This is a genomic window from Lentzea roselyniae (assembly GCF_039537795.1).
GTDB lineage: Bacteria > Actinomycetota > Actinomycetes > Mycobacteriales > Pseudonocardiaceae > Lentzea > Lentzea atacamensis.
The window spans coordinates 221,197-243,197 of sequence record NZ_BAABBE010000004.1 but is presented as its reverse complement, the minus strand read 5'-3'; the positions used below and the strand labels follow the sequence as shown (position 1 = coordinate 243,197).

The following is a 22,001-nucleotide window of genomic DNA, read 5'->3' as shown; positions in this document are numbered from 1 at the left end:
TTCCACTCAGGACGCGACTATGAGGCGTAGTCCTCCAGCATCTCGGTGACGAGGGCCGCGATCGGCGAACGCTCCGAGCGGGTCAGGGTCACGTGTGCGAAGAGCGGGTGACCCTTCAGCTTCTCGATCACCGCCGCCACGCCGTCGTGCCGGCCCACCCGCAGGTTGTCGCGCTGCGCCACGTCGTGCGTCAGCACCACCCGCGAGTTGCTGCCCAGGCGGGACAGCACGGTCAGCAGGACGTTGCGCTCCAACGACTGCGCCTCGTCCACGATCACGAAGGAGTCGTGCAGCGAGCGACCGCGGATGTGGGTGAGCGGCAGGACCTCGAGCATCCCGCGGTCCAGCACCTCCTCCAGCACCGCCTGGCTCACCAGCGCGCCGAGGGTGTCGAACACCGCCTGCGCCCACGGCCCCATCTTCTCGTTCTCGGTACCCGGCAGGTACCCGAGCTCCTGGCCACCGACCGCGTACAGCGGCCGGAACACCACGACCTTGCGGTGCTGCCTGCGTTCCATCACCGCTTCGAGGCCGGCGCACAACGCCAGCGCCGATTTGCCGGTGCCCGCACGTCCGCCCAGCGAGACGATGCCGACATCGGCGTCGAGCAACAGGTCCAGCGCGATCCGCTGTTCAGCGGACCTGCCGTGCAGTCCGAACGCCTCCCGATCTCCGCGCACCAGCCTGATCTGCTTGTCCGCGGTCACCCGGCCCAGCGCACTCGACGTGCCCGCCAGCAACCGGAGTCCGGTGTGGCAGGGCAGTTCCGCGATGTGCTCCAGGTCCTCGTACTGGGTGGGGTCGACGACGTTCTCCTTGAACAGGCTGTCCACCAACGACTGAGGAACGTCCAGATCGGACATTCCCGTCCAGCCGGACAGGGTCACGTCGTGCGCCCGGTACTCCTCCGCCTGCAGGCCGACCGATCCGGCCTTGACCCGCAGCGGCATGTCCTTGGTCACCAGGGTGACGTTTCGCCCCTCAGCAGCGAGGTTGAGGGAGCAAGCGAGGATCCGGGCGTCGTTGGAGTCCGTTCGGAAACCTGATGGCAACACCTCCGGGTCGGAGTGGTTGAGCTCGACGTGCAAGGTGCCTCCCAGATCTCCTATGGAGATCGGTGAATCGAGGCGACCATGCCGCAAGCGCAGGTCGTCGAGCAGACGCAGTGCTTCCCTCGCGAACCAGCCCAGTTCGGGGTGGTGGCGCTTGCCCTCCAGCTCGCTGATCACCACGAGCGGCAGCACGACCTCGTGCTCCGCGAAACGGGTGGGGGCGAGAGGGTCGGACAGCAGTACCGACGTGTCCAGCACATATGTGGTGATGGCTGGAGCGGCGGACTTGCGCCGGGGGGAGGAACTGCGCGATGAGCCTGAGGAACGGCTCGCGGGACGTCGTGCGTTCACGGCAACTCCCTCACGAACGCGGCACCCGCGTCCGCTCCTCGCTGGGCCAGGCACCACCCTGATCGGTCGTCTCACCTTCCGCCGGTGTCGGCGTCAGGCAGGTCGACCACGAGGGCCGGGTGCCGGCCCCCTCGCGACGTTGTCTGCCACGATCAGAGCCTCCCTGCGCGGTCCGCAGTGGTCGCGTCCCGCCGCTTTCGAAGTTACCTGCGGAAGTACCCCGTCTGCATGAAGCCACACAGGTGAATCCCGATTTGTCATCTGCCGGAAAACAACCCGAAACGTGACCGTAGCCGTGTTTTCGCTGGTCAGATGCCATTTTCGTGGCCGTTGCGGGCCAGCCACGACAGGCCGTCCCGAACCTGGGATTCCAGGGATTTCGGCACCAGGGGCTCGTCGAGAAGTCTCAGATAGCGGGAGTCGAGCGACTCGCCGGGCGCGCGGACGTCCAGCCAGGCCCTCACGAGGCGCACTCCTTCGACGTATGTGGTGGTGTACGCGCGCCACAACGGGTCGGCCAGAAAACGAACCATCTGCCGTGCGCGGCGGTCGGGGACTAGCAGCCACCTGCGCAGATGCGCAACCACGTCATCCTGATCCGCACCCCGATCGTGTAGCAGCAGGGCGGCGTCCTGCCGCACGGTGAGCAGGCCGGACGCCGCCGATTCGACCTTTTCGGACAGTTCGCCGTCCATTCGCAACCCGAGGTCGCGGAAGATCTGCTCCGTCCAGACGCCCCAGCCCGGCCCGACCGCGGCGTGCAGGCCGAGGTCCGCCATGCCCTCGGCCATCAGGCACTGCGGCGTGTTGATCAGGAAGATCGACTGCTCGGCGTGGCCCCGCTTGGCGACGAGTCCCGCCTCCTTGCGGCAGTGCTCGGTGTGGTGGCCCGGATAGGACTCGTGGGCGACCAGGTGCGGCAGGTTCGACATGCGGTGGTTCAGGTCGGCGTTGATCGCGACGCGCGACCGGTAGCCGCCGAGGTAGTAGTTGAAGCCGCTCCACGGCTTGTTCGTGACGACCTGGTACTCGACGATCTCCTGCTCGGGCAGTGCGTACTTGCGCCGCACGCGGTCCCTCAGGGCGCTGGAGGTGGCCTGGACGGCGCCCTGGAGCCTGCGTGGGGGCACCTCGTCGGCCGTGCGGAAGGCGTTGAGGCGTTCGGAGAGCGAACCGGCACCCGGCAGCAGCGCGTCGAGGTTGCGGTGGGCCTGCGCGTACGCGTCCTCGTCGCCGGGGCGGATGCGGACCTGGAAGTACCGCTCGACCTCGTCGATGAACGCGATGCGTTCGCCAGCGAGCTTGCGCGCGGTGCACTCCAACGCGGTGAGGTGCGCCTGGAGGAACTGTTTGCGCTGGTCAGCGAGGTCAGTGTCGACGAGCTCACGCCGGAGCTGCCGCGCGTGGTCTGCCAGCGCCTTGGGGTCGAGGCGCGGCTCGTTGTCGACGGCGCGGCTCAGTGCCGGGTCGCCGGTGAACGAGTCGACGAACCCGGGCACCAGGCGCCCGAGCCGCAGCCCAAGAACCAGGTATCCGCGCACGAGCTCGTTGGCCTCCATGAGTCGGAGAGCGTAGAGCGTCTACCACGCCGCCTTACTCGCGACCGAATCGTGAATCGAAGACCACCTGAACGGGCAATGTTGTTGATCTTGCCGTCACACAATGGGGTCATCGGGGCCACCAATCGGGATCAACACCGATAACGTCTCCGCCCGGAGACCCCACCCTCCGGAGATCCCCGAAGGCTCCGGAAATGACGGGATAACCCGACATGAAGGAGATTGACGTGAAGAAGGCTTGTGCCGCGGTTGCTGCCGCAGCTGCGCTGTCTCTCGCGTTCGCCCCGGCCGCCATGGCCGGCGAAGGCGACGGTGGACACCACTGGACGAACGGCCCGCTGCTCGTTCTGCTGAACGGCAACAACACGAACGTGAACGTCGGTGCCTGTGGCAACAACGTCGGCGTTCTCGGCGGCGCTGTGCCGATCAACTCGCCGTCCATCACCGAGACCTGTGCCGCCGGCGGCATCGTCGACGAGGGCTGATCTCCCTTTTTCTCTGCGTCTGGGGGCGTCATTCGTGGCGCCCCCAGACGTTTTTCCCGGTTTGAAACTCGTTAAGGAGAAAATCGTGCTGAAGAAGGCAGGTGCCGCTCTCGGCGCGGCCGCCGCGTTCCTGGCCGTTGGCAGCCCGGCGATGGCCGTTGAGGGCCACGAGTGGGAGAACGCGCCGCTGCTGGTCGTCGGCAACGCCAACAACACGAACGTGAACGTCGGCGTCTGTGGCAACAACGTCGGCGTTCTCGGCGCTGCTGTGCCGATCAACTCGCCGTCGATCACGGACACCTGCGCGGTCAGCGGCATCGAAGACGGCGACGAGTGGGGCCACGACGACGAGGACTGATCCTCTCGTAGCTGAAAGGGGCGCTCACCTCCGCGGTGGGCGCCCTTTCTGCTCAGCTGCCGTACCTGCGGTGGCGCTTGGCGTACTCGCGCATGGCCCGCAGGAAGTCCGTGCGCCGGAAGCCGGGCCAGTAGGCCTCGCAGAACCAGAACTCCGAGTGCGCCGACTGCCACAGCATGAACCCGGAGAGCCGCTGCTCACCGGACGTGCGGATGATCAGGTCCGGATCCGGCTGCCCGGACGTGTAGAGGTGCTCCGCGATGTGGTCGACGTCGAGCACCTCGGCCAGCTCTTCGATGGTGCCGCCGCGCTCGGCGTGCGCCTGCAGGAGTTTCCTGACCGCGTCCGCGATCTCCTGCCGGCCGCCGTACGCCACGGCGACGTTGACCTGGATGCCGCCGCGGCCCTTCGTGCGCGCCGCGGCGTTGGTGAGCCGCTCGGCGTGCTCCTCGGGCAGCATGTCGATGGCACCGACGTGCCTGACCCGCCACGGCTTGCCGTCCTCGGCCAGCTCGTCGGTGATGTCGGCGATGATGTTGAGCAACGGCGCCAGCTCTTCGGCGGGCCGGTTGAGGTTGTCGGTGCTCAGCATCCAGAGCGTGACGACCTCGACTCCGGCGTCACCGCACCAGTCGAGCAGCTCGAGGATCTTGCGCGCCCCGGCCCGGTGCCCGTGCGCGACGTCCGTGAACCCGGCCTCGCGCGCCCACCGCCGGTTGCCGTCGAGGACGACGCCGACGTGTTTGGGCACCTGTGTCCCGCTCAGCTCGCGCCGGAGAATCCACTCGTAGAAGTGGATAGCGACGTCTTTCACACGGGTGCGGAGTGCCACGTCCGAACAGCGTACGCCGTGCAACCTTCATCACTGAGTCGCGGTCCCGAAACCTACGGTCGCGTAACCTGGGTTCTCGTGACCACTGCGACCATTCCTCCACAGCCCGGACTGCGGCCGCGACTTCGTGGGTGGCTGCACCTCTGGTCCTTCATCGTCTCGGTGGCGACCGGCGCGACACTGATCGCGCTGGCGGCCTCCACGGTCTCCGGCCTGGCGGCTCTGGCCACTTCGGTGTACGGGGCCACCGTTCTCGGCTTGTTCGGCGTCTCAGCGCTGTATCACCGCGTCACCTGGAAGTCCGACCGCGTCCGGACGTGGATGAAGCGCCTGGACCACTCGATGATCTTCGTGTTCATCGCGGGCACGTACACGCCGTTCGCGCTCCTGGCGATGGACCAGGGGACCGGCCGCGTGGTGCTGGCCATCGTGTGGACCGGCGCCATCCTGGGCGTCACATTGAAGCTGGCGTGGCCGCACGCGCCGCGGTGGCTCGGGGTGCCGATCTACATCGCGCTCGGCTGGGTGGCGGTGTTCGTGCTGCCTGAGCTGCTGCACCACGCCGGAGTCGCGGCGCTCGTGTTGTTGTTGGTGGGCGGGGCGCTTTACACCGCTGGGGCGGTGTTCTACGCGACCCGGTGGCCCAACCCCTGGCCGCAGGTGTTCGGGTATCACGAGTTCTTCCACGCTGCGACCGTGGTGGCGGCGATCTGCCACTACATCGCCATCTGGCTCGCCATGTACTCCTGATCGGTCAGTCGCCCAGAAACTCCATCGTCAGCGAACGATCCGCAGCGCACACCGCCGCGAGAGCGCGGAGGTCGTCGAAATGACGGCCCTCCGCGCCCACCGCGTCCAGTGCCGCGACGAAGTCGGACATGTCGACGGCGCCCAGCTCGCGGTAGCCGTACGGGTCGATGCGGTTCAGCAGCGGATGGTTCACCCGCTCCAGCAGTGCGCTGAACACGCCGGCTCCGTCCGGCACCACGCCGACCTCCGTCACGCGGCGCCGTGACTCCTTGCGGACCACGCGGACGTCAACGCCCACCGCGCGCCATCCGCAACACGTCGAGCGCCTCGTCCAGCTGCTCCTCGGTCAGCTTCGACGGCACGTGACCGCGCTCCAGCACGACCGCGCGGATGGTCTTGCGCTCCTTCAGCGACTGCTTGGCGATCGACGCCGCCTCCTCGTAGCCGAGGTAGCGGTTCAGCGGCGTGACGATCGAGGGCGACGACTCGGCGTACTCGCGCATTTGCTCGGCCTGGGCCTCGGTGCCGGTCAGCACCTTGTCGGCCAGCAGGCGGGCCACGGCGGCCAGCAGGCGCGAGGACTCCAGGACGTTGCGGGCGATGACCGGCAGCATCACGTTGAGCTGGAAGTTGCCCTGCGAGCCGGCGAAGGCCACCGCGGCGTCGTTGCCGATCACCTGGGCCACGACCATCATCGTGGCTTCCGAGATCACCGGGTTGACCTTGCCCGGCATGATCGACGAGCCCGGCTGGAGGTCGGGGAGGGCCAGTTCGCCCAGGCCCGTGCGGGGACCGGAGCCCAGCCAGCGGAGGTCGTTGGCGATCTTGAACAACGCCACCGCGCACGCTCGCAGCTGGCCGGAGATCTCGACCACGCCGTCCTGGGTGGCCTGGGCCTCGAAGTGGTCGCGGGCCTCGACCAGGGGCAGGCCGGTTGTTGCGGCCAGTTCGGCGGCCACTCGGGCGCCGAACTCGGCGGGGGCGTTCAGGCCCGAGCCGACGGCGGTGCCGCCGATCGGCAGTTCGGCCAGGCGTGGCACGGAGGACTGCAGGCGTTCCGCGGAGTAGCGGACCTGGGAGGCCCACGCGCCTGCTTCCTGGCCCAGCGTGATCGGCACGGCGTCCATCAGGTGGGTGCGGCCGGATTTGACCAGGTCAGCCCATTCTGCGGCCCTTGAGGAGAGCACCGACTCGAGGTGCTCCAGGGCGGGGATGACGTCCGTGACGACCGCTTCGGTGGCGGCCACACGCAGGGTCGTGGGGAAGGTGTCGTTGGACGACTGCGAGGCGTTGACGTGGTCGTTCGGGTGCACGTCGCGGCCCAGCGCGCGCGAAGCCAGGGTGGCGATGACCTCGTTGGCGTTCATGTTCGAGGACGTGCCGGAACCCGTCTGGAAGACGTCGACCGGGAAGTGGGCGTCCCACTCGCCGGCGGCCACCTCGTCGGCGGCGGTGGCGATGGCCGCGGCGAGGTCCGCGTCGAGAACACCGAGCTGGGCGTTGACTCTGGCCGCCGCCGCCTTGAGCAGGCCCAGGGCCCTGACCTGGGCACGTTCCAGGCCTCGACCGGAAATCGGGAAGTTCTCGACCGCGCGTTGTGTTTGGGCGCGCCACAATGCGTCGACCGGCACGCGGACTTCACCCATCGTGTCGTGCTCGACGCGGTACTCCTGTTCAGACATGCATCCGAGTCTCTATGGTCGATCACAGCACTGCCACCCACCACTGGCAGAAGGGCACCACTCATGGAGCTTGACGTCGACCTCCTCGTCGTGGGCGCTGGCCCGACGGGGTTGTTCGCCGCGTATTACGCAGGCTTCCGGGAACTCAAGATCGCAGTCGTCGACGCACTGCCCGAACCGGGCGGCCAGGTGACGGCGATGTATCCGGAGAAGATGATTTTCGACGTGGCCGGCTTCCCCGCGATCCGCGGGCGTGACCTCGTCAACGGTCTGGTGGAGCAGGCAGGGCAGTACAAGCCGACCTACCTGCTCGGTCGCCAGGCGCGCACGCTGGAGTCCGCAGAGGATGGTCTCACGATCGGTCTCGCGGACGGCAGCACGATCAGGGCCGGTGCGGTGCTGATCACGGCGGGTATGGGCGAGTTCAACCCGCGGCCGCTGCCTGCGGGCGACGGCTGGCTGGGTCGCGGCATGGTGCACTTCGTGCCGGTGCTGGCCGAACACGCCGGGCAGCACGTCGTGATCGTGGGCGGCGGCGACTCGGCGTTCGACTGGGCGCTCGCGCTGCACCCGATCGCCGCCAGCGTGACGTTGGTGCACCGCAGGGCCAACTTCCGCGCGCACGCCGCGACTGTGCGGCAGGTGCGGGAGCTCGGGGTCGAGATCATCACCGACGCCGAGGTGCTGGAGCTGCGGGGCGAGCCTCTGTCCGAAGTGGACATCAAGGTCAAGGGTGAGGACGTGAAGACGTTGCCCGCGCAGACGGTTGTCGCGGCGCTCGGGTTCACGGCCGACCTCGGGCCGATCGAGTCGTGGGGGCTGGAGCTCGACCACCGCGCGGTGGTCGTCGACACCACGATGAAGACCAAGCTGGACCGCGTCTACGCGGCCGGTGACGTCGCGCAGTACCCCGGCAAGGTCAAGCTCATCGCCACCGGGTTCGGGGAGGCGGCGACGGCGGTCAACAACATCGCGGTCATGCTCAACCCCTCGGCTCACCTCTTTCCAGGGCATTCCAGCGACGCGAGCTGATCCGCGCTGGCAGGATCCGCGGGCATGGGGAGGCTCGTGGCCGTGCTCGCGGCCTGCCTGCTGCTGGCCGGATGTAGCGACGCGCCGCCGTACGCCGTGCGCAAGGGGCGGCGTCGAGATCGTGTACTCCGATTGCGACAGAGAGATCGAGAAGCTCGTCCGGATCTCGTTCGTCACCGTCGAAGGTGAGAGCTGGGACGAGAACGAGCCGACGATCTGGCAGCTCGACTTCCCCACGCCGGTCGCGTTGACCTCGGTCGAGGTGGGGCGCCTGCCCGATGGCGCCGTGGAGACGATCCCGTGGCGGCAGCCCGGCCCCGACCAGGTGGTGTCCGTCGACATCGCCTACGAGGAACGACCGCACGCCACCGTCCAGGACTTCACCCTCCGGCAGCTCGACGAGGGCAAGACGTTGCATCGGCACAAGTGGATCACGGCGGAGGAGTTCGACAAGCGCTGCGACTGACTACGGCGCGGGCAGCGGTGCCGGGTCGTGCTTCGCCAGGTGCTGGAAGATGATCGACGTGCGGAAGCCGACGATCTCCTTGCGCTGGCTCAGCCGGTCGACGAGGAAGGCGTGCAGGTGCTCGTTGTCCTGGGCACTCACGTGGATCACGAAGTCGTCGCTGCCCGCCATCACGAACACCGACAGGACCTCCGGCAGCTGGGCGGCGAAGGCCTTGAAGGCGTCGATCACGCCGCGGCTCAGCGGACGTACCTGCACCGACACCAGTGCCTGCACCCCGCGGTTCAGCGCGGACGGTGCGATGTCGGCGTGGTAGCCGCGGATCACGCCGCGTTCGCGCAGCAGGCGGATGCGTTCGAGGCTCGTCGACGGTGCCACGCCCACCTTGCGGGCGATGTCGCGGTTCGACTGCCGGGCATCGCGCTGCAGTTCCCGCACGATCGCCGAATCAAGTTCGTCCATCTCGCTCCCCAGCGCTGACTGCCGAACAACGTTCGGCTCGGCACCGAAATCGTTGGTGATCACCCTAACTTCGAAGCCAAAGCATGGCGGAAGTTCGGGAGGAACGCTGATGTGGGAACACGAACGGCTCGTCGTCCGGACCGGGCCGCGGTCGGGGATGACCACGATGGTCGCCCTGCACTCGACGGAGGCGGGCCCGGCGGTCGGCGGGTGCCGGATGAAGGCGTACGAGCGGATCACTGACGCCGTCACCGACGTGTTGCGGCTGTCCAAGGCAATGGCGCTCAAGTGCGCGGCGGCCGGAATTCCGCACGGTGGCGCCAAAAGTGTGATCGTCGTCGATCGGCCGCTCACTCCCGGGCTGAGGCGGCAGGTGCTGCTCGACCACGCCGACCTGATCAACGAGTTCGGCGGCGCCTACCGCGCGGGGCCTGACGTCGGCACCGGGCCTGACGACATGCTCGTGCTCAGCGAACTGACCCCGTACGTCTACTGCCTGCCGGAGGAGCACGGCGGTACGGGCTCGTCGAGCGGGCCCACGGCGCGGGGAGTGCTGGCGGCGTTGAAGGCCGCTTCGCGTCACGTCTTCGGGACGGACGACCTGACCGGCAGGAAGGTGGTGATCAGCGGGTTCGGTTCGGTGGGGGAGCTGATCGCCAGGGCGCTGCGGGGTGCGGAGGTGATCGTGTCCGATGTGGACGAGAGCAGGCGAACGGACGAGTTCGGCTGGGTGCATCCGGACCAGGCGTACAGGGTGAAGGCGGACGTGCTCGTTCCTGCGGCGGTGGGAGGCGTGCTCAGCCCTCAAGTCGTCGAACAGCTGGACGTACGGCTGGTCGTCGGGCCCGCCAACAACCAGCTCACCGACGACAGCGTCGCCGGCCTGCTCGAAGCGCGCGGCATCGTGTGGGTGCCCGACCACGTCGCCAGTGCCGGTGGGGTGATCTACACGCTGGCCAGGGAAGACGACGGCGCTGACCACGAGACCGCGCTGCGGCGGGTGGACGGCATCGGGGTGACAGCCGGGAAGCTTCTCCGTGCGCGCCAGCGGGAAGACAGCGGCATGACTGCGAACGCCGGTAGCATGGGTGCCTGAACTGCACGGGTTGCGCGTGTCAGGGGGATGCGCGGCAATGCAACCCAGGGGGAATCTGGTGATTCACGTCTACTGGGCCGACATCGTGCCCGGCACGCCGTGGTGGGCAGGGCCGGTCACGCGCGAGAGGCCGCGCACCGTTTACTGGCAGCCGTTGTCCGAGCTGGTCGAACGGCGGGTCAACGCCGAGGTCGACACGTTCGGGTGGGGGTCCGACGTGCTGGTCGAGATGACGGTGCCGAGCCGCCTGATTCCCGACATCGCGGTGATGCCCGGGTTTGCCGTGGTGCAGCTGGCGCTGCCGGACGCGCTCAACCGGAGCCGGAACGTCGAGCTGGTCGTGGCTGCGCTGGAGGACGGCGTGCACACCGCGGTGCAACGGGTGGCGCGGCGGCTGGGAGCCGGGTACTCGCGGGTCGAGGCGGAGCCGCGAAGTCTCGAGCACCCGCTCCGGCTCAGCACGCTGGCCGGGCGGTTCGCCGGGACGATCGCGCTCGTGTCGCCGCGGACCTCGTCGGACGAGTTCATGGCCTCGTTGCCGGCCGAGGAAGTCCAGTGGGAGGGGCACGAGGGCTGGCGGATCGTCAGGGCCACCAGGGAACCCGCCGGCAGGCCGGTGTCCGATGTGGACTTCAGCGCGGTGGACGTGCCGGTGTTGCTGGACAACCTGTCCGCGGATCCCGGGGTGGCGCTGGTGGTGGTCGGCAAGGAGCTGGAGCGGCTCATCGGATGGCTGCCCACCGGCCTCGCGGGTCGCGTCTCCGTGATGGGGCGCGACGACGGATGCTGGTGGGCAGCGATCAGTTAGGGCAGCACCTGGACCTTCTCGCCGATCGCCAGGTTGTCGTAGAACACCAGCGACGCGTCGGCGCTCAGCCGGATGCAGCCGTGCGACTGGACGTTGGTGTCACCCTGGTGGAACGCGATACCGCTCGTGGTGAAGTACACCGCGTTCGGCATCGGGCCGTTGTAGGGGACGCTCCAGTCGTTCTTCACCTTGCGCAGTACCGAGAACGTGCCGACCGGGGTCTCGTACCCCGGCTTGCCGTGGCTGATCTGGACCGGTCCGTAGCTCACCTTGCCGTTGTAGACCAGCCATGCCTTGTTGGAGTGCTTCTCCAGACACGCTCCGTTGTAGACGGTGCACCCCGCCTGCGCCTGCGCGGGTACCGCGAAACCGAGGAGCAGGAGCACCGTCGCGATGAGAACTCGCATCTCACATCACCCCTCAGTGGTGGAGTAACCACTATCCGGTGATCTCAATCATCTGCTTATGGAAGAACCTGAACCTGCTGGCCGACGAAGAGGTTGTCGTAGAAGACCTGCGAGGCTTCCCAGGTCAGGCGCACGCACCCGTGCGACTGGGAGTTCAGGTCGCCCTGGTGGAACGCCACACCGTCGTAGGTGAAGTACACGGCGTTCGGCATCGGGCCGTTGTACGGGATGCTCCAGTCGTTCTTCACCTTGCGCAGCACGGAGAACATGCCGACCGGGGTGCCGTACCCCGGCTTGCCGTGACTGATCTGGACCGGGCCGTAGCTCGTGACGCCGTTGGTGACGAGCCAGGCCCGGTTCGTGTGCTTCTGCACGCACGCTCCGTTGTGGACGGTGCAGCCGGAGGCGTGTGCGGGTGCCGCGAGGCTAAGCAGCAGAAGGGCCGTTACGGCCGTGGTTCTCATAGTTGATCATCATGAGACCACCTGAACCGTCTCGCCAATCGACAGGTTCTGGAAGTAGTACTGCGCCGCCTTCGGGTCCAGGTGGATGCAGCCGTGCGACGGGTCGGTCAGCGAGCCCTCGTGGAACGCGATACCGCTGTGGGTGAAGTACGTCGACCACGGCATGGGCGCGTTGTACGGGCGGCTCCACTCGTCCTTCACCTTGCGCAGCACCGGGAACTTGCCGAGCGGCGTCTCGAAGCCCTTGCGCCCGTGGGTGATCGGCGCCGGGCCGTAGACGATCTTGTCGCCGCGCAGGACCCACGACTGGTTCGTGGAGAGCTGGATGCACGCGCCGTCGCTGATGTCGCACGGCGTCGGCTTCACGACCGGAGCGGGAGGCGGTGGCGGCGGGGAAGGCGTCTCAGAGGAAGACACGGGCGCCGGCGAAGACGCGGGCACAGGCGAAGAAGACGATGACGAAGGCGCTGCAGGAGTTTCAGCGTGCACGGTTCCCTGCGCACATCCCGCCACCGACATCAACGCGACCGCCGCGAGCAGCATCCGCATCGCGCACCCCCTAAGTGATTCATCCTTTGCCGAAGTAGACGACTGGACGATCACCGGGGTTGCAAAGCGAGGGCCCGCCTCCCATAACGGTTGGGAGACGGGCCCTCAAAACGCGTTTACCGGTTTACACCGAGCCCGCGTACTGGCTGATCCACGAGCGGAAGTACGGGACGTCCACGTAGATCGACGGAGCGGTCGCGCAGGTCGCGCCACCACCGGAGCGGCTCGTCGCGCCGATCAGCTCCCAGCGGCCGGACACCGACTTCACCTGCGGGCCACCCGAGTCGCCGTAGCAGGCGCCCTTGTTGCCGTCGGTGTTGTTCGTGCAGATCTCCGAGGCGGCGTTGATGCCGGAGCACCGGCTGTCCGAGACGATCGACGTGTCAAGCTCCTGCAGGGTGATCGGAGCGCCGCAGCCGCCGCGGATCGGACACGTCTGGCCCCAGCCGATGATCCGCGACGGGGTGCCGACCGGACCGGACGTGGCCGCCACGGCGGCGGGAGCCTGGCTGACCGAGGTGGACAGCTGGACGAGCGCCAGGTCGGCCGACGGGTGGTTGATGATCCGCGACGCGCGGGCCACCGTGCCGCCGCTGGTGCGGTTGGTGGTGCCGATCCGCGCCTGGGTCGACGACGGGGTGCGGCCCTGGACGCAGTGCTTCGCCGTCACGACCCAGTTGGACTTGATCAGCGTGCCACCGCAGAAGTGGCTGCCGGAGGTGCTCTGCAGCGAGACCATCCACGAGTAGACCTGGGTGGCGTTGCGGCCACCGACGATCATCGGCGAGACGTCGCCGTCAGGGTTGGGGGTCGGAGCCGCGGTGGCCGCGGCGGCCGAAGCGAGCAGGGCGCCCGCGGCCACGGCGATTGCGGAGAACAACGAACGTGCCCTCATCGTTGAGCTTCCTTCCTGATCCCGGCGCAGGGTTGCCGGGGTCAGGACGGAAACTAGGGACGAAAGTCACACGATGACTAGGGTCACTCGTCTGGTTACTAAGCGTTCACAGTTCACCTTTTACGGCAGCGGCTGCTGCACGTCCTCCGGCAGGTCGAAATCGACCGAGGCGTATTCGCGCAGCTTGTGCAGGCTGTGGAAGCCGTCGATCATGCGGACGGTGCCGGACTTCGATCGCATGACGATGGACTGCGTGGTGCAACCACCAGCCCGGTAGTGCACACCGCGCAGAAGGTCGCCGTCGGTAACGCCCGTGGCGCAGAAGAAGACGTTGTCGCCCGACACGAGGTCGTTCGTCGTGAGCACGCGGGAGAGGTCGTGGCCCGCGCCGATCGCCTTCTCGCGCTCCTCGTCGTCCTTGGGCCACAACCGGCCCTGGATGGCGCCACCGACGCACTTGAGCGCCGCCGCGGCGATGATGCCCTCCGGCGTGCCACCGATGCCCACGAGCATGTCCACGCCCGACGTGGGACGCGCGGCCGAGATCGCGCCCGCCACGTCGCCGTCGGAGATGAAGTGGATGCGGGCACCGGCCTGGCGCACCTCGCGCACGATCTGCTCGTGCCGCGGGCGGTCCAGGATGCACACGTTCACGTCGGAGACGTCGCTGTGCTTGGCCTTCGCGACGCGGCGGATGTTCTCCGCGATCGGGGCGGTGATGTCGATGACGTCGGCCGCCTCCGGGCCCACGGCGAGCTTCTCCATGTAGAACACGGCGGACGGGTCGAACATGGCCCCGCGCTCGGCCACGGCCAGCACGGCCAGCGCGTTCGGCATGCCCTTGGACATCAGCGTGGTGCCGTCGATCGGGTCGACGGCGACGTCGCACTCGGGGCCTTCGCCGTTGCCCACCTCCTCGCCGTTGAACAGCATGGGCGCCTCGTCCTTCTCGCCCTCGCCGATCACGACGACACCGCGCATCGAGACGGTGTGGATCAGCTTGCGCATCGCGTCGACCGCGGCGCCGTCACCGCCGTTCTTGTCGCCGCGTCCCACCCACCGGCCGGCAGCCATGGCCGCCGCCTCAGTGACGCGCACGAGCTCCAATGCCAGGTTGCGGTCGGGGGCTTCGCGACGTCGTTCCGCGGGGGTGTTCACCATTGCGCGCCTCCATGCGACTACTCAGCGTGCCGGATTTTGTGATCGGCAGCTGAATCCTTGCACGGGATCAGCCCTCGGAAACGTCTTCCTCGACCACAGCGAGAGCTGCATCGATTCGCTCGCGCGCTCCGGCGAGATGCTGCTCACACGTCTTGGCGAGCGCCTCACCGCGTTCCCACAGCGCGAGTGAGTCCTCCAGCGACAGGCCACCGGCCTCCAGCTTGCGGACCACCTCGACCAACTCGTCACGGGCGGCTTCGTAACCGAGTGTTTCCGAACTCACGCGGACTGGCTCCTCAGACGGCTCAGCACGGTCGCGACGGCCAGGTCGTATCCGACGAGAGCCTCCGCGAACTCCTCACCGTCACCCTCTCGCACGGCCTCGTCGATCAGTGCCTCGGCCTCCGCGACACGCCGGTACTGGACCGTTCCCGCGGTCGCCTCGCTCAGGTCGTGCAGCGTGAGGATCAGCGTGCGGCGGCTCGTGGTGTCGCAGTCGCCCACCAAGGCCGTCCAGCACTCCGCGGCGGCCCTGTTCGCCGCCTCCGCCTTGTTCCGCAGCCCGGAGGCGCACTCGCCGGCCGCCTCCATGGTCAGGGGCAGGAACACGGCATCACGCATCATCGGAACCTCCCCCTTCCGCACTGGTCACGGTTGCCTGCACTGCTCCGTCAACGACGCGTACCCGCAGCTGTGTTCCGCTCGGGGCGTCCGTCACAGAACGCAACACGCCGTCGGGCCCGTCAGGTGTGACGAGTTGCACAACGGCGTATCCGCGGGCCAGCGTGGCGGCTGGTCCGAGGGTCGTCAAGCGGGCTTTCGTCCCTGATAGGTGGACGTCTTCCCGATCGAGACGTTGCGTGACCGCCCTACGGCCTTGTTCGCGAAGACGATTCACTTCTTCGGCACGGCGCTCCAGCGGACCGTACGGATCCGAAAGTACTGGTCGCGAGCGCAACGCGTCGAGCAGTTTGCGTTCCCGGTCGACCCAGCCGTGCAGCGCACGCCGTCCGCGATCGCGCATCTGGCGGACGCGTTCACTCTCTTCGGCGACGTCGGGAACCACCCGTTTGCCCGCGTCGGTCGGCGTCGAGCAGCGGACGTCCGCGACGTGGTCGACGAGCGGGGTGTCCGGCTCGTGCCCGATCGCCGACAGCACCGGCGTGCGGCAGGCCGACACCGCGCGGCACAGCGCCTCGTCGGAGAACGGCAGCAGGTCCTCCACGCTGCCGCCGCCGCGGGCGACGATGATGACGTCGCACTCGGGATCCCGGTCCAGAGTGGACAGTGCGGTGATCACCTGGGTGACCGCCATCGGGCCCTGCACCGCGACGTTGATGACGCGGAAGTGCGCTGCGGGCCAACGGTTGCGCGCGTTGGTGAGCACGTCCCGTTCCGCTGCCGACGCACGGCCGGTGACAAGACCGATCTTGTTGGGCAGGAACGGCGGACGGCGCTTGCGGCGCGGGTCGAACAGGCCCTCGGCGTGCAGCAGCTTGCGCAACCGCTCGATGCGCGCGAGCAGCTCACCGATGCCGACGGCGCGGATCTCGTCCGCGCGCAACGACAGCGTGCCCCGGTTCGGGTAGAAGCTGATCTTCCCGTGCACGACGACGCGGCTGCCCTCGGTGAGCTGCAGCTCGCGGATCATCCCGGCGTTGCAGGTGATCGACATGGACATGTCGACGCTCGGGTCGCGCAGCGTCAGGAACGCCGTCGAACTGCGCGCGTTGAGCTGCGTGACCTGGCCCTCGACCCAGACGTCGCCGAGCCGGTTGATCCAGTCGAGCAGCTTGCGGGCGACCGTCCGCACCGGCCACGGGTTCTCCGGCGTGGATTTTGCTTCGCTCACGACTGAGCTTTCACCGTCGCGATCCGGCGGTTGAGCATGCCGACGAACTCAGGCCTTCCGGCGTGAGCCTTCTCGTAGCGCAGCAGTTCCTCCAGCTGCTCCTCGCTCAGGTTGCGCAGCCGAGCGCGCAGCTGGGCGATCGACAGCTCGTCGTAGGTCGGGAGGAACTCCGGGACCTCCGCGATCGCGCGCTCCTCCTCTTCCCACGGATCGTCGGCGGGGACCTCGGCGGTGACCGGCGTCTCGTCCTCGTCGAACGTCGCCCACTCCGGCTCTTCTTCCACGGGCCTCAGTCCGGAGAGGACGTCGTCACCTTTGATGGCGAGTTCGGTCACATGCTGCTGCACGCGCATGGACAACTGCATCGCCTCGCTGACCACCGTGAGCGGGAGTCCGGCGAGCTGCTGCGGCAGCTTGCGCGCCTGTTCGAGGGCGGTCACCGCGAGTCCAGCGGCGACGCGGACCGTCAACGGCAGTGGCTTCATGGCCCCTAGCCTGCCGCAACTGCGGCTGAGAAGCGAAGAACTCGGCCTGGGTACCCTGGTGTCATGCCCAAGCGAGTCCTGTTGGCGAAGCCGCGTGGTTACTGCGCGGGCGTTGATCGTGCCGTCGAGACGGTCGAGCGCGCCCTCGAGCAGTACGGCGCACCCGTCTACGTGCGCAAGGAGATCGTCCACAACAAGTACGTCGTGGAGACCCTGTCCGACCGCGGTGCCATCTTCGTCAACGAGACCGACGAAGTTCCTGAGGGCGCACTCGTGGTGTTCTCAGCGCACGGCGTGTCGCCGGCGGTCCACGAGGAGGCGGCGCAACGGTCGTTGCGCACCATCGACGCCACGTGCCCGCTGGTGACCAAGGTGCACAAGGAAGCCGTGCGCTTCGCCAAGGAGGACTACGACATCCTCCTGATCGGCCACGAGGGCCACGAGGAGGTCGAGGGCACCGCCGGTGAGGCCCCCGACCACGTGCAGCTCGTCGACACCGCGGAGGACGCGGCCACGGTCGAGGTGCGCGACCCGAGCAAGGTCATCTGGCTGTCGCAGACCACGCTCTCGGTCGACGAGACCATGGTGCGCGTCCGGCAGCTCAAGGACCGCTTCCCCGAGCTGCAGGACCCGCCGTCCGACGACATCTGCTACGCCACCTCGAACCGCCAGACCGCGGTGAAGACGATGGCGCCGTCGTGCGACCTCGTGCTCGTCGTGGGCTCGAAGAACTCGTCCAACTCGGTCCGGCTGGTCGAGGTCGCGCTGCAGAACGGCGCGAAGGCCTCGTACCTGATCGACTACGCCAAGGAGGTCGACCTGGCGTGGCTCGAGGGCGTCGAGACCGTCGGCGTCACGTCGGGCGCGTCGGTGCCGGACATCCTGGTGATGGAGCTGCTGAAGTTCCTCGAGTCGCACGGCTTCGGCGAGGTCGAGGAGATCACCACGGCCAACGAGAAGATCGCCTTCTCGTTGCCGCGCGAGCTCCGCAAGGACCTCGTGCGCTAACGGATCGTGCGGAGGGCCTGGTCCACGTCCAGGCCCCACACGTTCACCGCGTCGGTCCCGGCCGACACCACCGCGGCGCCGTCCGGTCGCCACGCCAGGTGCGTGACCGGCTGGTTGTGCCCGCGCAAGGTCGCCCACGAGGCTCGCGCGCCGACGTCCCACACGACGACGTCCCGGTCGCGGCCGCCGCTCGCGAGCCGGGCTGAGTCGGGGCTGAACTCGAGTGCGGTCACCCCCTGGGTGTGGCCGCGCAGCTCACCGACCAGCCGCCAGGCCGAGGTGTCCCACAGCGCGATCAGACCGTTGTCGTCACCGGTCGCCAGCAACGTCTTGTCAGGTGACAGGACCATCGCGCGCACCGGACGCTGGTGCGGGCTGTGCACGGCCTTTTCCTCCCACGACCTGATGTCGCGCACGCTGATGCCGCCGTCCTCACGCCCGATCACGATCTCGTGGTCGGATCGGCCGAAGACGGCGGAGGTGCGCTGTCCCCACGCCAGCCCGCCGATGAGCTTCGGCTGCGCGGCCTCGGCGACCGGCCACACGCCGTCGGGCACCTCGCTGCCGATCGCGAGCAATGACTTGCCGCTGAACTCCAGCGCCACCGGCTGACGCCCCTGCTCGGAGAACCCGAGCGTGGACAGGTTCGCGACCGGGTTCCCCGTCGCCACCTCGCGCACCGCGAGGGGTCCGTTCGTCACGACGAGCTTGCGGTCCGGGCTGAAACGGCCCATCCAGTTCTGGACGACACCGGTCTCCACCCGCTTGACGGTGCCCGTGGTGCTGTCACGGCGTTCGATGACGCCCGTGCTGTCGAGGGTGAGCACGGTCCCGTCGCTGTCGACCGCGAGTGCCCTGACCATCTGCCCGGACGCCTTGGGTATGTTCGACGCAGGCCAGAACCTCAGCGCGTTCCTGGTGACGATGGCGAGCGAGCCGTCGGGCGCGAACCTCGTGGAGTGCACCGGCTCACCGACCGCGAGGGTGGCGAGCACGGTGCCGCGGGCGAGGTCCCACAGGTGCAGCTTGCCGTCCGCGCCCGCCGAGGTGAGGACGGTTCCGTCGGGGCTGATGCTGATCGTGGTGACCGCGCCGGTGTGCCGGGGAGGCGTCGCCACGACCGCGCCGGTCACGACGTCACGCACCTCCACGAGGCCGTCGTCGGTGCCGATCGCGGCCTGCTTGCCGCCGGGCAGCAGGACGACCCGGTTGATGACGCCGGAGCCGATCGAGAAGCCGCCGGTCCGGTGCCGCGCCACCAGGTCCCACACCGCGACGGAGCCGCTGGAGGCGAGCACGAGCGTCCTGTCGCCGTCGATCGTGAACGGGCCGGTGACCTGCCCGACGGGCAGCTCGAACCGCTTCTGCCGGGTGGCGAGGTCGTAGACCGCGCCACCGACGAGGAGGGCGCGGTCGTCGTCGATGAAGGAGACACCCACCGGCATCCCGACCCGCTCCAGCCGGACGGGCTCGGCCTCCAGCCCGGCGCGCACGGTGATCCACCCGTTGCCCTCGGACACGGCGAGCCTGCCGTCCTCCGCCACGTCCCAGCCGAAGACGTAGCTGGACTGCTCCGTCACCGGCACCGTCTTGATGTGGCGGAAGGTCGTGGCGTCGTACAGGTCGAGGCCACGGGGACCCATCAGCGCGATGTCGCCGTTGATGTCCGCGACGCTCCACGCGCCGTCGTGCTGCATCGTGCGTCCGATGCCGGCGCCGTCCATGCTGATCTCGCGGCCGGGGGTGCGCGTGGCCGCCGCGCTGAGCAGCCGTCCGCGTGCTTCGACGGTCGGGTAGGTCTCGTACGCCTCCAGTGCCGTCTGCGCGGATCGCACCGGATCGCTGGCCGCCAGCGCCTCGGACAGCTCGGTCAGCTCCTGCGACTTCCGCACCAGCCCCAGCCTGTCGACCTCGCGGCGTTGCTGCACGGCCAGCACCGCGGTCGCCGTGGTGGCCACCAGCAGGGCGGTCAGGCCGGCCGCGATCCAGCGCACGCGGCGGGAACGACGACGCTCGCGGGCCTTCGACGCGCCGATGAACTCGCGTTCGGCGCCGGTCAGCTCCGGCTTGGCGCGGGCGACCCACTCGGTCGTCTCGGCGAGCCTGGTGGCCCGGTAGAGCGAGTCGGTGTCGCGGCCCAGCTCCTGCCACGTCCGGGTCGCGTCGGTGAGCCTGCGGTGCGTCCTGAGGCCTTCGCGGTCCTCGTCCAGCCAGGCCCGCAGCCGGGGCCAGGCCTCGAACAGCGCCTCGTGCGTCACCTCGACGGTGTCCTCGTCGACGGTGATCAACCGGGTGTCGGCGAGGACGTCGAGCACGTCCTCGCCCACGACGTCCTGGCGCGGGATGGGGCGCTTGGTGCCGTCGGAGCTGAGCCGGAGCAGGAGCTGCTTGGCGAGGCGCTGCTGCTCCTCGTCGAGTGTGGCGTACGCGGCCTCGGCGCTCTGGGCGAGCGCTCCCTGGATGCCACCGGCGGCCTGGTAGCCGGTGAGGGTCAGCGTGTTGCCGCGACGGCGGTGCCACGTCTCGAGCAACGCGTGCGACACGAGGGGCAGCACGCCGCTGCGTCCGGCTGCCTCGGCGACGAGAGTGGTCAGCAGGGCCGTTTCGACGGTGCAGCCCACGGTGGCGGCGGGCTGGGTGATGGCGCGGCGCAGCTCGTCAGGGGTCATCGTGCCGAGGAGCACCTGTGCGTCGGTGAGCGCGTCGGCGAGTTTCGGGTACTGGGCGCAGTGCGGGTAGAAGTCGGACCGCACCGCGATCACGCGGCGGCCGTCCGCGGCGAGCAGGGCGTCGAGGAACGCCGAGCGCTGCACCTCGTCCTCGCACAGCGTGAAGAGCTCCTCGAACTGGTCGACTACCAGCAGGTCCGGATTTCGCGCGAGCGCGTCGGCGAGCGCGGCGTCGGGGTCGGGGCCGGGCGTGCACACCACGGCGTTCGCGAACTTCGCCGCGATGCCCGCCCTGAGCAGCGACGACTTGCCCTCCCCCGACGCGCCGAACACCGCGAGGAACGGCTGTCGGCCGAGCCGGTCGAGCAACGTGTGGGTCAGCGCCTCGCGCCCGAAGAACCTGTCGGCGTCCTCGGTCGTGAACGGGTTCAGGCCCACGTACGGGGACGGCCCGTCCACGGACCTGCTCCGCGCCATCGCGACGGCCAGGTCGTGCCAACGCCGCTCCCACGCCGTCTCGTCACCCTGGCACGCGCGGACGTACGCGAGCGTCACGTCGAGCCCCGGCAGCTTCCTGCCGCCCGCCGCGTCGGACAGCGTGCTCGCCGAGAAATGCGCGCGCCGGGACAGTTCCCGGTAGCTCGGCCGCCCCGCGTTGGTGCGCAGTTGTCGTAAGTCTGCGGCGAACAGCAGCAGTGGACTGTCGCCCTCGTCCAGTGGACGTTCCCCTCTAGGCATCGCGCTCATGCTGGCAGAGTGCGTGCTGGTCAGGGGGGTGTTGTCCGTGATCCGTTGTACGACGTTCGCGGGTCCGATCACGGACAACGGGTCAAGGCCGGCCTAGCGGTCTTCGCGGGGTGGCCTCGGCCTGCGCTGCCCGGCCGGACGCTCGCCGCGGGCGGCACCTTCCGGGCGCGGGCGGCGGGCAGGAGCGCCCTCGGGACGAGGGCGACGGGCCGGGGTGCCTTCCGGACGGGGCCGGCGCGGGCGGTCCTCGGCGGGCTCCTCGCGGCTCGACTCGCGGGTGGGCTTGCGGGCCGCGGGCTTGCTGCGGCTCTTCAGCTCCGCCTTGGCCTCGCGGACCTCGTCCTTGGACGGCCGGTCCGGGTCCTTCTGGATGACGATCCGGATGATGCCGAGCGTGACGGTCACGGCGGTGGTGACGGCCATGACCGGGAAGCTGTCGACCAGCGGCTTGGCCAGGCCGATCGCCATGGCGGCCAGGCCGCCCTTCTGGACGCCGCCGGTGAGCATCACGAGCAGCGGCACCGTGGCGGCGAGGACGAGCGGCGGCTGCACCATCGGTGCGAACAGGCTGCGGCGCTGGACCAGCAGGATCGCGACGAGTGCGCCGACGAAGAACACGGCGTTGAACGTCCAGCCGACGGTCTTGCTGGAGTTGATGTCGATGAACGCGCCGATGAACGCCGGGACCAGGGCGCACAGGATCGCGGCCCACCACGGGATGCCCTTGAACGACCCGAAGATGGCCTTGTAGTTCCACGGAACGGCCTCGTAGTCCTCGACGTCGTCGAAGGCAGCCGAACGGTCGCGCACGTCACTCACGCCGCACACGGT

The 22,001-nt window shown here is 68.8% G+C and carries 25 protein-coding genes; 8 read left to right on the top strand and 17 right to left on the bottom strand.

The window, feature by feature from the left end:
* Positions 1 to 17 precede the first annotated feature (17 nt).
* Together phoH2 and ABFX45_RS08720 are read right to left on the bottom strand one after the other, a co-directional pair.
* Entirely contained in the window at positions 18 to 1,310 is a 1,293-nt protein-coding gene (phoH2, locus tag ABFX45_RS08725; RefSeq protein ID WP_325049719.1) for an RNA 5'-3' helicase PhoH2, read from the bottom strand.
* 401 nt (positions 1,311 to 1,711) lie between these two features.
* On the bottom strand, positions 1,712 to 2,962 hold the full coding sequence (locus ABFX45_RS08720; protein WP_346128861.1) for a DUF885 domain-containing protein: 1,251 nt from the start codon (positions 2,960 to 2,962) through the stop codon (positions 1,712 to 1,714).
* 212 nt (positions 2,963 to 3,174) lie between these two features.
* Here ABFX45_RS08720 and ABFX45_RS08715 point away from each other — a divergent pair, with 212 nt between their 5' ends.
* The gene (locus ABFX45_RS08715; RefSeq protein ID WP_346128859.1) at positions 3,175 to 3,447 is read left to right on the top strand and encodes a hypothetical protein; all 273 of its coding nucleotides are present in this window, start codon (positions 3,175 to 3,177) and stop codon (positions 3,445 to 3,447) included.
* An 85-nt stretch (positions 3,448 to 3,532) separates the two neighbouring features.
* Complete coding sequence (locus tag ABFX45_RS08710; RefSeq protein WP_346128857.1) at positions 3,533 to 3,805, top strand: hypothetical protein; 273 nt, start codon at positions 3,533 to 3,535, stop codon at positions 3,803 to 3,805.
* 52 nt (positions 3,806 to 3,857) lie between these two features.
* Here the strand turns inward: ABFX45_RS08710 and ABFX45_RS08705 are convergent, their stop codons facing one another.
* Positions 3,858 to 4,637 (bottom strand): isoprenyl transferase, encoded by a 780-nt coding sequence (locus ABFX45_RS08705; RefSeq protein WP_346128855.1) that lies wholly within the window; start codon positions 4,635 to 4,637, stop codon positions 3,858 to 3,860.
* Positions 4,638 to 4,715: 78 nt separating this feature from the next.
* Between ABFX45_RS08705 and trhA the strand changes: the two genes are divergently transcribed.
* Positions 4,716 to 5,387: a PAQR family membrane homeostasis protein TrhA gene (gene trhA, locus ABFX45_RS08700; protein ID WP_109632275.1), complete on the top strand. Its 672-nt coding sequence runs from the start codon at positions 4,716 to 4,718 to the stop codon at positions 5,385 to 5,387.
* 4 nt (positions 5,388 to 5,391) lie between these two features.
* Here the strand turns inward: trhA and ABFX45_RS08695 are convergent, their stop codons facing one another.
* Both ABFX45_RS08695 and ABFX45_RS08690 read right to left on the bottom strand, forming a co-directional pair.
* A complete protein-coding gene (locus ABFX45_RS08695; protein ID WP_109632277.1) occupies positions 5,392 to 5,685 on the bottom strand; it encodes a hypothetical protein in 294 nt (97 codons plus the stop codon).
* Complete coding sequence (locus tag ABFX45_RS08690; protein ID WP_109632279.1) at positions 5,675 to 7,069, bottom strand: class II fumarate hydratase; 1,395 nt, start codon at positions 7,067 to 7,069, stop codon at positions 5,675 to 5,677. The genes ABFX45_RS08695 and ABFX45_RS08690 overlap by 11 nt, the downstream gene beginning before the upstream one ends.
* A 63-nt stretch (positions 7,070 to 7,132) precedes the next feature.
* Here ABFX45_RS08690 and ABFX45_RS08685 point away from each other — a divergent pair, with 63 nt between their 5' ends.
* On the top strand, positions 7,133 to 8,101 hold the full coding sequence (locus tag ABFX45_RS08685) for an NAD(P)/FAD-dependent oxidoreductase (protein WP_346128852.1): 969 nt from the start codon (positions 7,133 to 7,135) through the stop codon (positions 8,099 to 8,101).
* A gap of 121 nt (positions 8,102 to 8,222) precedes the next feature.
* Complete coding sequence (locus ABFX45_RS08680) at positions 8,223 to 8,567, top strand: hypothetical protein (RefSeq protein WP_346128850.1); 345 nt, start codon at positions 8,223 to 8,225, stop codon at positions 8,565 to 8,567.
* Here ABFX45_RS08680 and ABFX45_RS08675 read toward each other — a convergent pair whose 3' ends face one another.
* Positions 8,568 to 9,029, bottom strand: coding sequence for an Lrp/AsnC family transcriptional regulator (locus tag ABFX45_RS08675; RefSeq protein WP_109633218.1), 462 nt, complete (start codon positions 9,027 to 9,029; stop codon positions 8,568 to 8,570).
* A gap of 109 nt (positions 9,030 to 9,138) precedes the next feature.
* On the opposite strand from ABFX45_RS08675, the gene ABFX45_RS08670 reads away from it, so the two are divergent.
* Both ABFX45_RS08670 and ABFX45_RS08665 read left to right on the top strand, forming a co-directional pair.
* Entirely contained in the window at positions 9,139 to 10,125 is a 987-nt protein-coding gene (locus tag ABFX45_RS08670; protein WP_346128847.1) for a Glu/Leu/Phe/Val dehydrogenase dimerization domain-containing protein, read from the top strand.
* Between the two features lie 58 nt (positions 10,126 to 10,183).
* The gene (locus ABFX45_RS08665) at positions 10,184 to 10,933 is read left to right on the top strand and encodes a hypothetical protein (protein ID WP_109632284.1); all 750 of its coding nucleotides are present in this window, start codon (positions 10,184 to 10,186) and stop codon (positions 10,931 to 10,933) included.
* On the opposite strand, the gene ABFX45_RS08660 is transcribed toward ABFX45_RS08665, so the two are convergent.
* From ABFX45_RS08660 to ABFX45_RS08620, 9 genes are all read right to left on the bottom strand, one after another.
* Positions 10,930 to 11,340 carry a L,D-transpeptidase gene (locus ABFX45_RS08660; RefSeq protein WP_109632286.1) on the bottom strand — a complete coding sequence of 137 codons (411 nt, stop codon included), beginning with the start codon at positions 11,338 to 11,340 and terminating at the stop codon, positions 10,930 to 10,932. The genes ABFX45_RS08665 and ABFX45_RS08660 overlap by 4 nt on opposite strands.
* Positions 11,341 to 11,396: 56 nt before the next feature.
* Complete coding sequence (locus ABFX45_RS08655) at positions 11,397 to 11,714, bottom strand: L,D-transpeptidase (RefSeq protein ID WP_233439207.1); 318 nt, start codon at positions 11,712 to 11,714, stop codon at positions 11,397 to 11,399.
* A gap of 99 nt (positions 11,715 to 11,813) precedes the next feature.
* On the bottom strand, positions 11,814 to 12,170 hold the full coding sequence (locus tag ABFX45_RS08650) for a L,D-transpeptidase (RefSeq protein WP_346128844.1): 357 nt from the start codon (positions 12,168 to 12,170) through the stop codon (positions 11,814 to 11,816).
* A 307-nt stretch (positions 12,171 to 12,477) separates the two neighbouring features.
* Positions 12,478 to 13,248 (bottom strand): S1 family peptidase, encoded by a 771-nt coding sequence (locus tag ABFX45_RS08645; RefSeq protein WP_109632291.1) that lies wholly within the window; start codon positions 13,246 to 13,248, stop codon positions 12,478 to 12,480.
* A gap of 120 nt (positions 13,249 to 13,368) precedes the next feature.
* Positions 13,369 to 14,409, bottom strand: coding sequence for a class II fructose-bisphosphatase (glpX, locus tag ABFX45_RS08640; RefSeq protein ID WP_109632293.1), 1,041 nt, complete (start codon positions 14,407 to 14,409; stop codon positions 13,369 to 13,371).
* A 67-nt stretch (positions 14,410 to 14,476) separates the two neighbouring features.
* Positions 14,477 to 14,692 (bottom strand): exodeoxyribonuclease VII small subunit, encoded by a 216-nt coding sequence (locus ABFX45_RS08635; protein ID WP_112228817.1) that lies wholly within the window; start codon positions 14,690 to 14,692, stop codon positions 14,477 to 14,479.
* On the bottom strand, positions 14,689 to 15,033 hold the full coding sequence (locus tag ABFX45_RS08630; RefSeq protein ID WP_233439208.1) for a sugar ABC transporter substrate-binding protein: 345 nt from the start codon (positions 15,031 to 15,033) through the stop codon (positions 14,689 to 14,691). Before ABFX45_RS08630 ends, ABFX45_RS08635 begins: the two co-directional genes overlap by 4 nt.
* A complete protein-coding gene (gene xseA / locus ABFX45_RS08625) occupies positions 15,023 to 16,261 on the bottom strand; it encodes an exodeoxyribonuclease VII large subunit (protein ID WP_346128840.1) in 1,239 nt (412 codons plus the stop codon). The genes ABFX45_RS08630 and xseA overlap by 11 nt, the downstream gene beginning before the upstream one ends.
* Complete coding sequence (locus ABFX45_RS08620) at positions 16,258 to 16,746, bottom strand: lipid droplet-associated protein (protein ID WP_109632300.1); 489 nt, start codon at positions 16,744 to 16,746, stop codon at positions 16,258 to 16,260. Before ABFX45_RS08620 ends, xseA begins: the two co-directional genes overlap by 4 nt.
* Positions 16,747 to 16,809: 63 nt before the next feature.
* Here ABFX45_RS08620 and ABFX45_RS08615 point away from each other — a divergent pair, with 63 nt between their 5' ends.
* Positions 16,810 to 17,754, top strand: a complete 945-nt coding sequence (locus ABFX45_RS08615; RefSeq protein ID WP_109632302.1) for a 4-hydroxy-3-methylbut-2-enyl diphosphate reductase — start codon at positions 16,810 to 16,812, stop codon at positions 17,752 to 17,754.
* Here the strand turns inward: ABFX45_RS08615 and ABFX45_RS08610 are convergent.
* The gene (locus ABFX45_RS08610; RefSeq protein WP_346128837.1) at positions 17,751 to 21,161 is read right to left on the bottom strand and encodes an nSTAND1 domain-containing NTPase; all 3,411 of its coding nucleotides are present in this window, start codon (positions 21,159 to 21,161) and stop codon (positions 17,751 to 17,753) included. The genes ABFX45_RS08615 and ABFX45_RS08610 overlap by 4 nt on opposite strands.
* A gap of 102 nt (positions 21,162 to 21,263) precedes the next feature.
* The gene (locus ABFX45_RS08605; RefSeq protein WP_346128834.1) at positions 21,264 to 21,989 is read right to left on the bottom strand and encodes a DUF6542 domain-containing protein; all 726 of its coding nucleotides are present in this window, start codon (positions 21,987 to 21,989) and stop codon (positions 21,264 to 21,266) included.
* Positions 21,990 to 22,001 lie beyond the last annotated feature (12 nt).

What these genes read in the sequence shown, in the direction of transcription:
- ABFX45_RS08720 (WP_346128861.1), bottom strand. Translation starts at nt 2,962, where the DNA reads ATGGAGGCCAACGAGCTCGTGCGCGGATACCTGGTTCTTGGGCTGCGG.
- ABFX45_RS08715 (WP_346128859.1), top strand. Translation starts at nt 3,175, where the DNA reads ATGAAGGAGATTGACGTGAAGAAGGCTTGTGCCGCGGTTGCTGCCGCA.
- ABFX45_RS08690 (WP_109632279.1), bottom strand. Translation starts at nt 7,069, where the DNA reads ATGTCTGAACAGGAGTACCGCGTCGAGCACGACACGATGGGTGAAGTC.
- ABFX45_RS08685 (WP_346128852.1), top strand. Translation starts at nt 7,133, where the DNA reads ATGGAGCTTGACGTCGACCTCCTCGTCGTGGGCGCTGGCCCGACGGGG.
- ABFX45_RS08675 (WP_109633218.1), bottom strand. Translation starts at nt 9,029, where the DNA reads ATGGACGAACTTGATTCGGCGATCGTGCGGGAACTGCAGCGCGATGCC.
- ABFX45_RS08670 (WP_346128847.1), top strand. Translation starts at nt 9,139, where the DNA reads ATGTGGGAACACGAACGGCTCGTCGTCCGGACCGGGCCGCGGTCGGGG.
- ABFX45_RS08660 (WP_109632286.1), bottom strand. Translation starts at nt 11,340, where the DNA reads ATGCGAGTTCTCATCGCGACGGTGCTCCTGCTCCTCGGTTTCGCGGTA.
- ABFX45_RS08645 (WP_109632291.1), bottom strand. Translation starts at nt 13,248, where the DNA reads ATGAGGGCACGTTCGTTGTTCTCCGCAATCGCCGTGGCCGCGGGCGCC.
- glpX (WP_109632293.1), bottom strand. Translation starts at nt 14,409, where the DNA reads ATGGTGAACACCCCCGCGGAACGACGTCGCGAAGCCCCCGACCGCAAC.
- ABFX45_RS08630 (WP_233439208.1), bottom strand. Translation starts at nt 15,033, where the DNA reads ATGATGCGTGATGCCGTGTTCCTGCCCCTGACCATGGAGGCGGCCGGC.
- ABFX45_RS08620 (WP_109632300.1), bottom strand. Translation starts at nt 16,746, where the DNA reads ATGAAGCCACTGCCGTTGACGGTCCGCGTCGCCGCTGGACTCGCGGTG.
- ABFX45_RS08615 (WP_109632302.1), top strand. Translation starts at nt 16,810, where the DNA reads ATGCCCAAGCGAGTCCTGTTGGCGAAGCCGCGTGGTTACTGCGCGGGC.
- ABFX45_RS08610 (WP_346128837.1), bottom strand. Translation starts at nt 21,161, where the DNA reads ATGCCTAGAGGGGAACGTCCACTGGACGAGGGCGACAGTCCACTGCTG.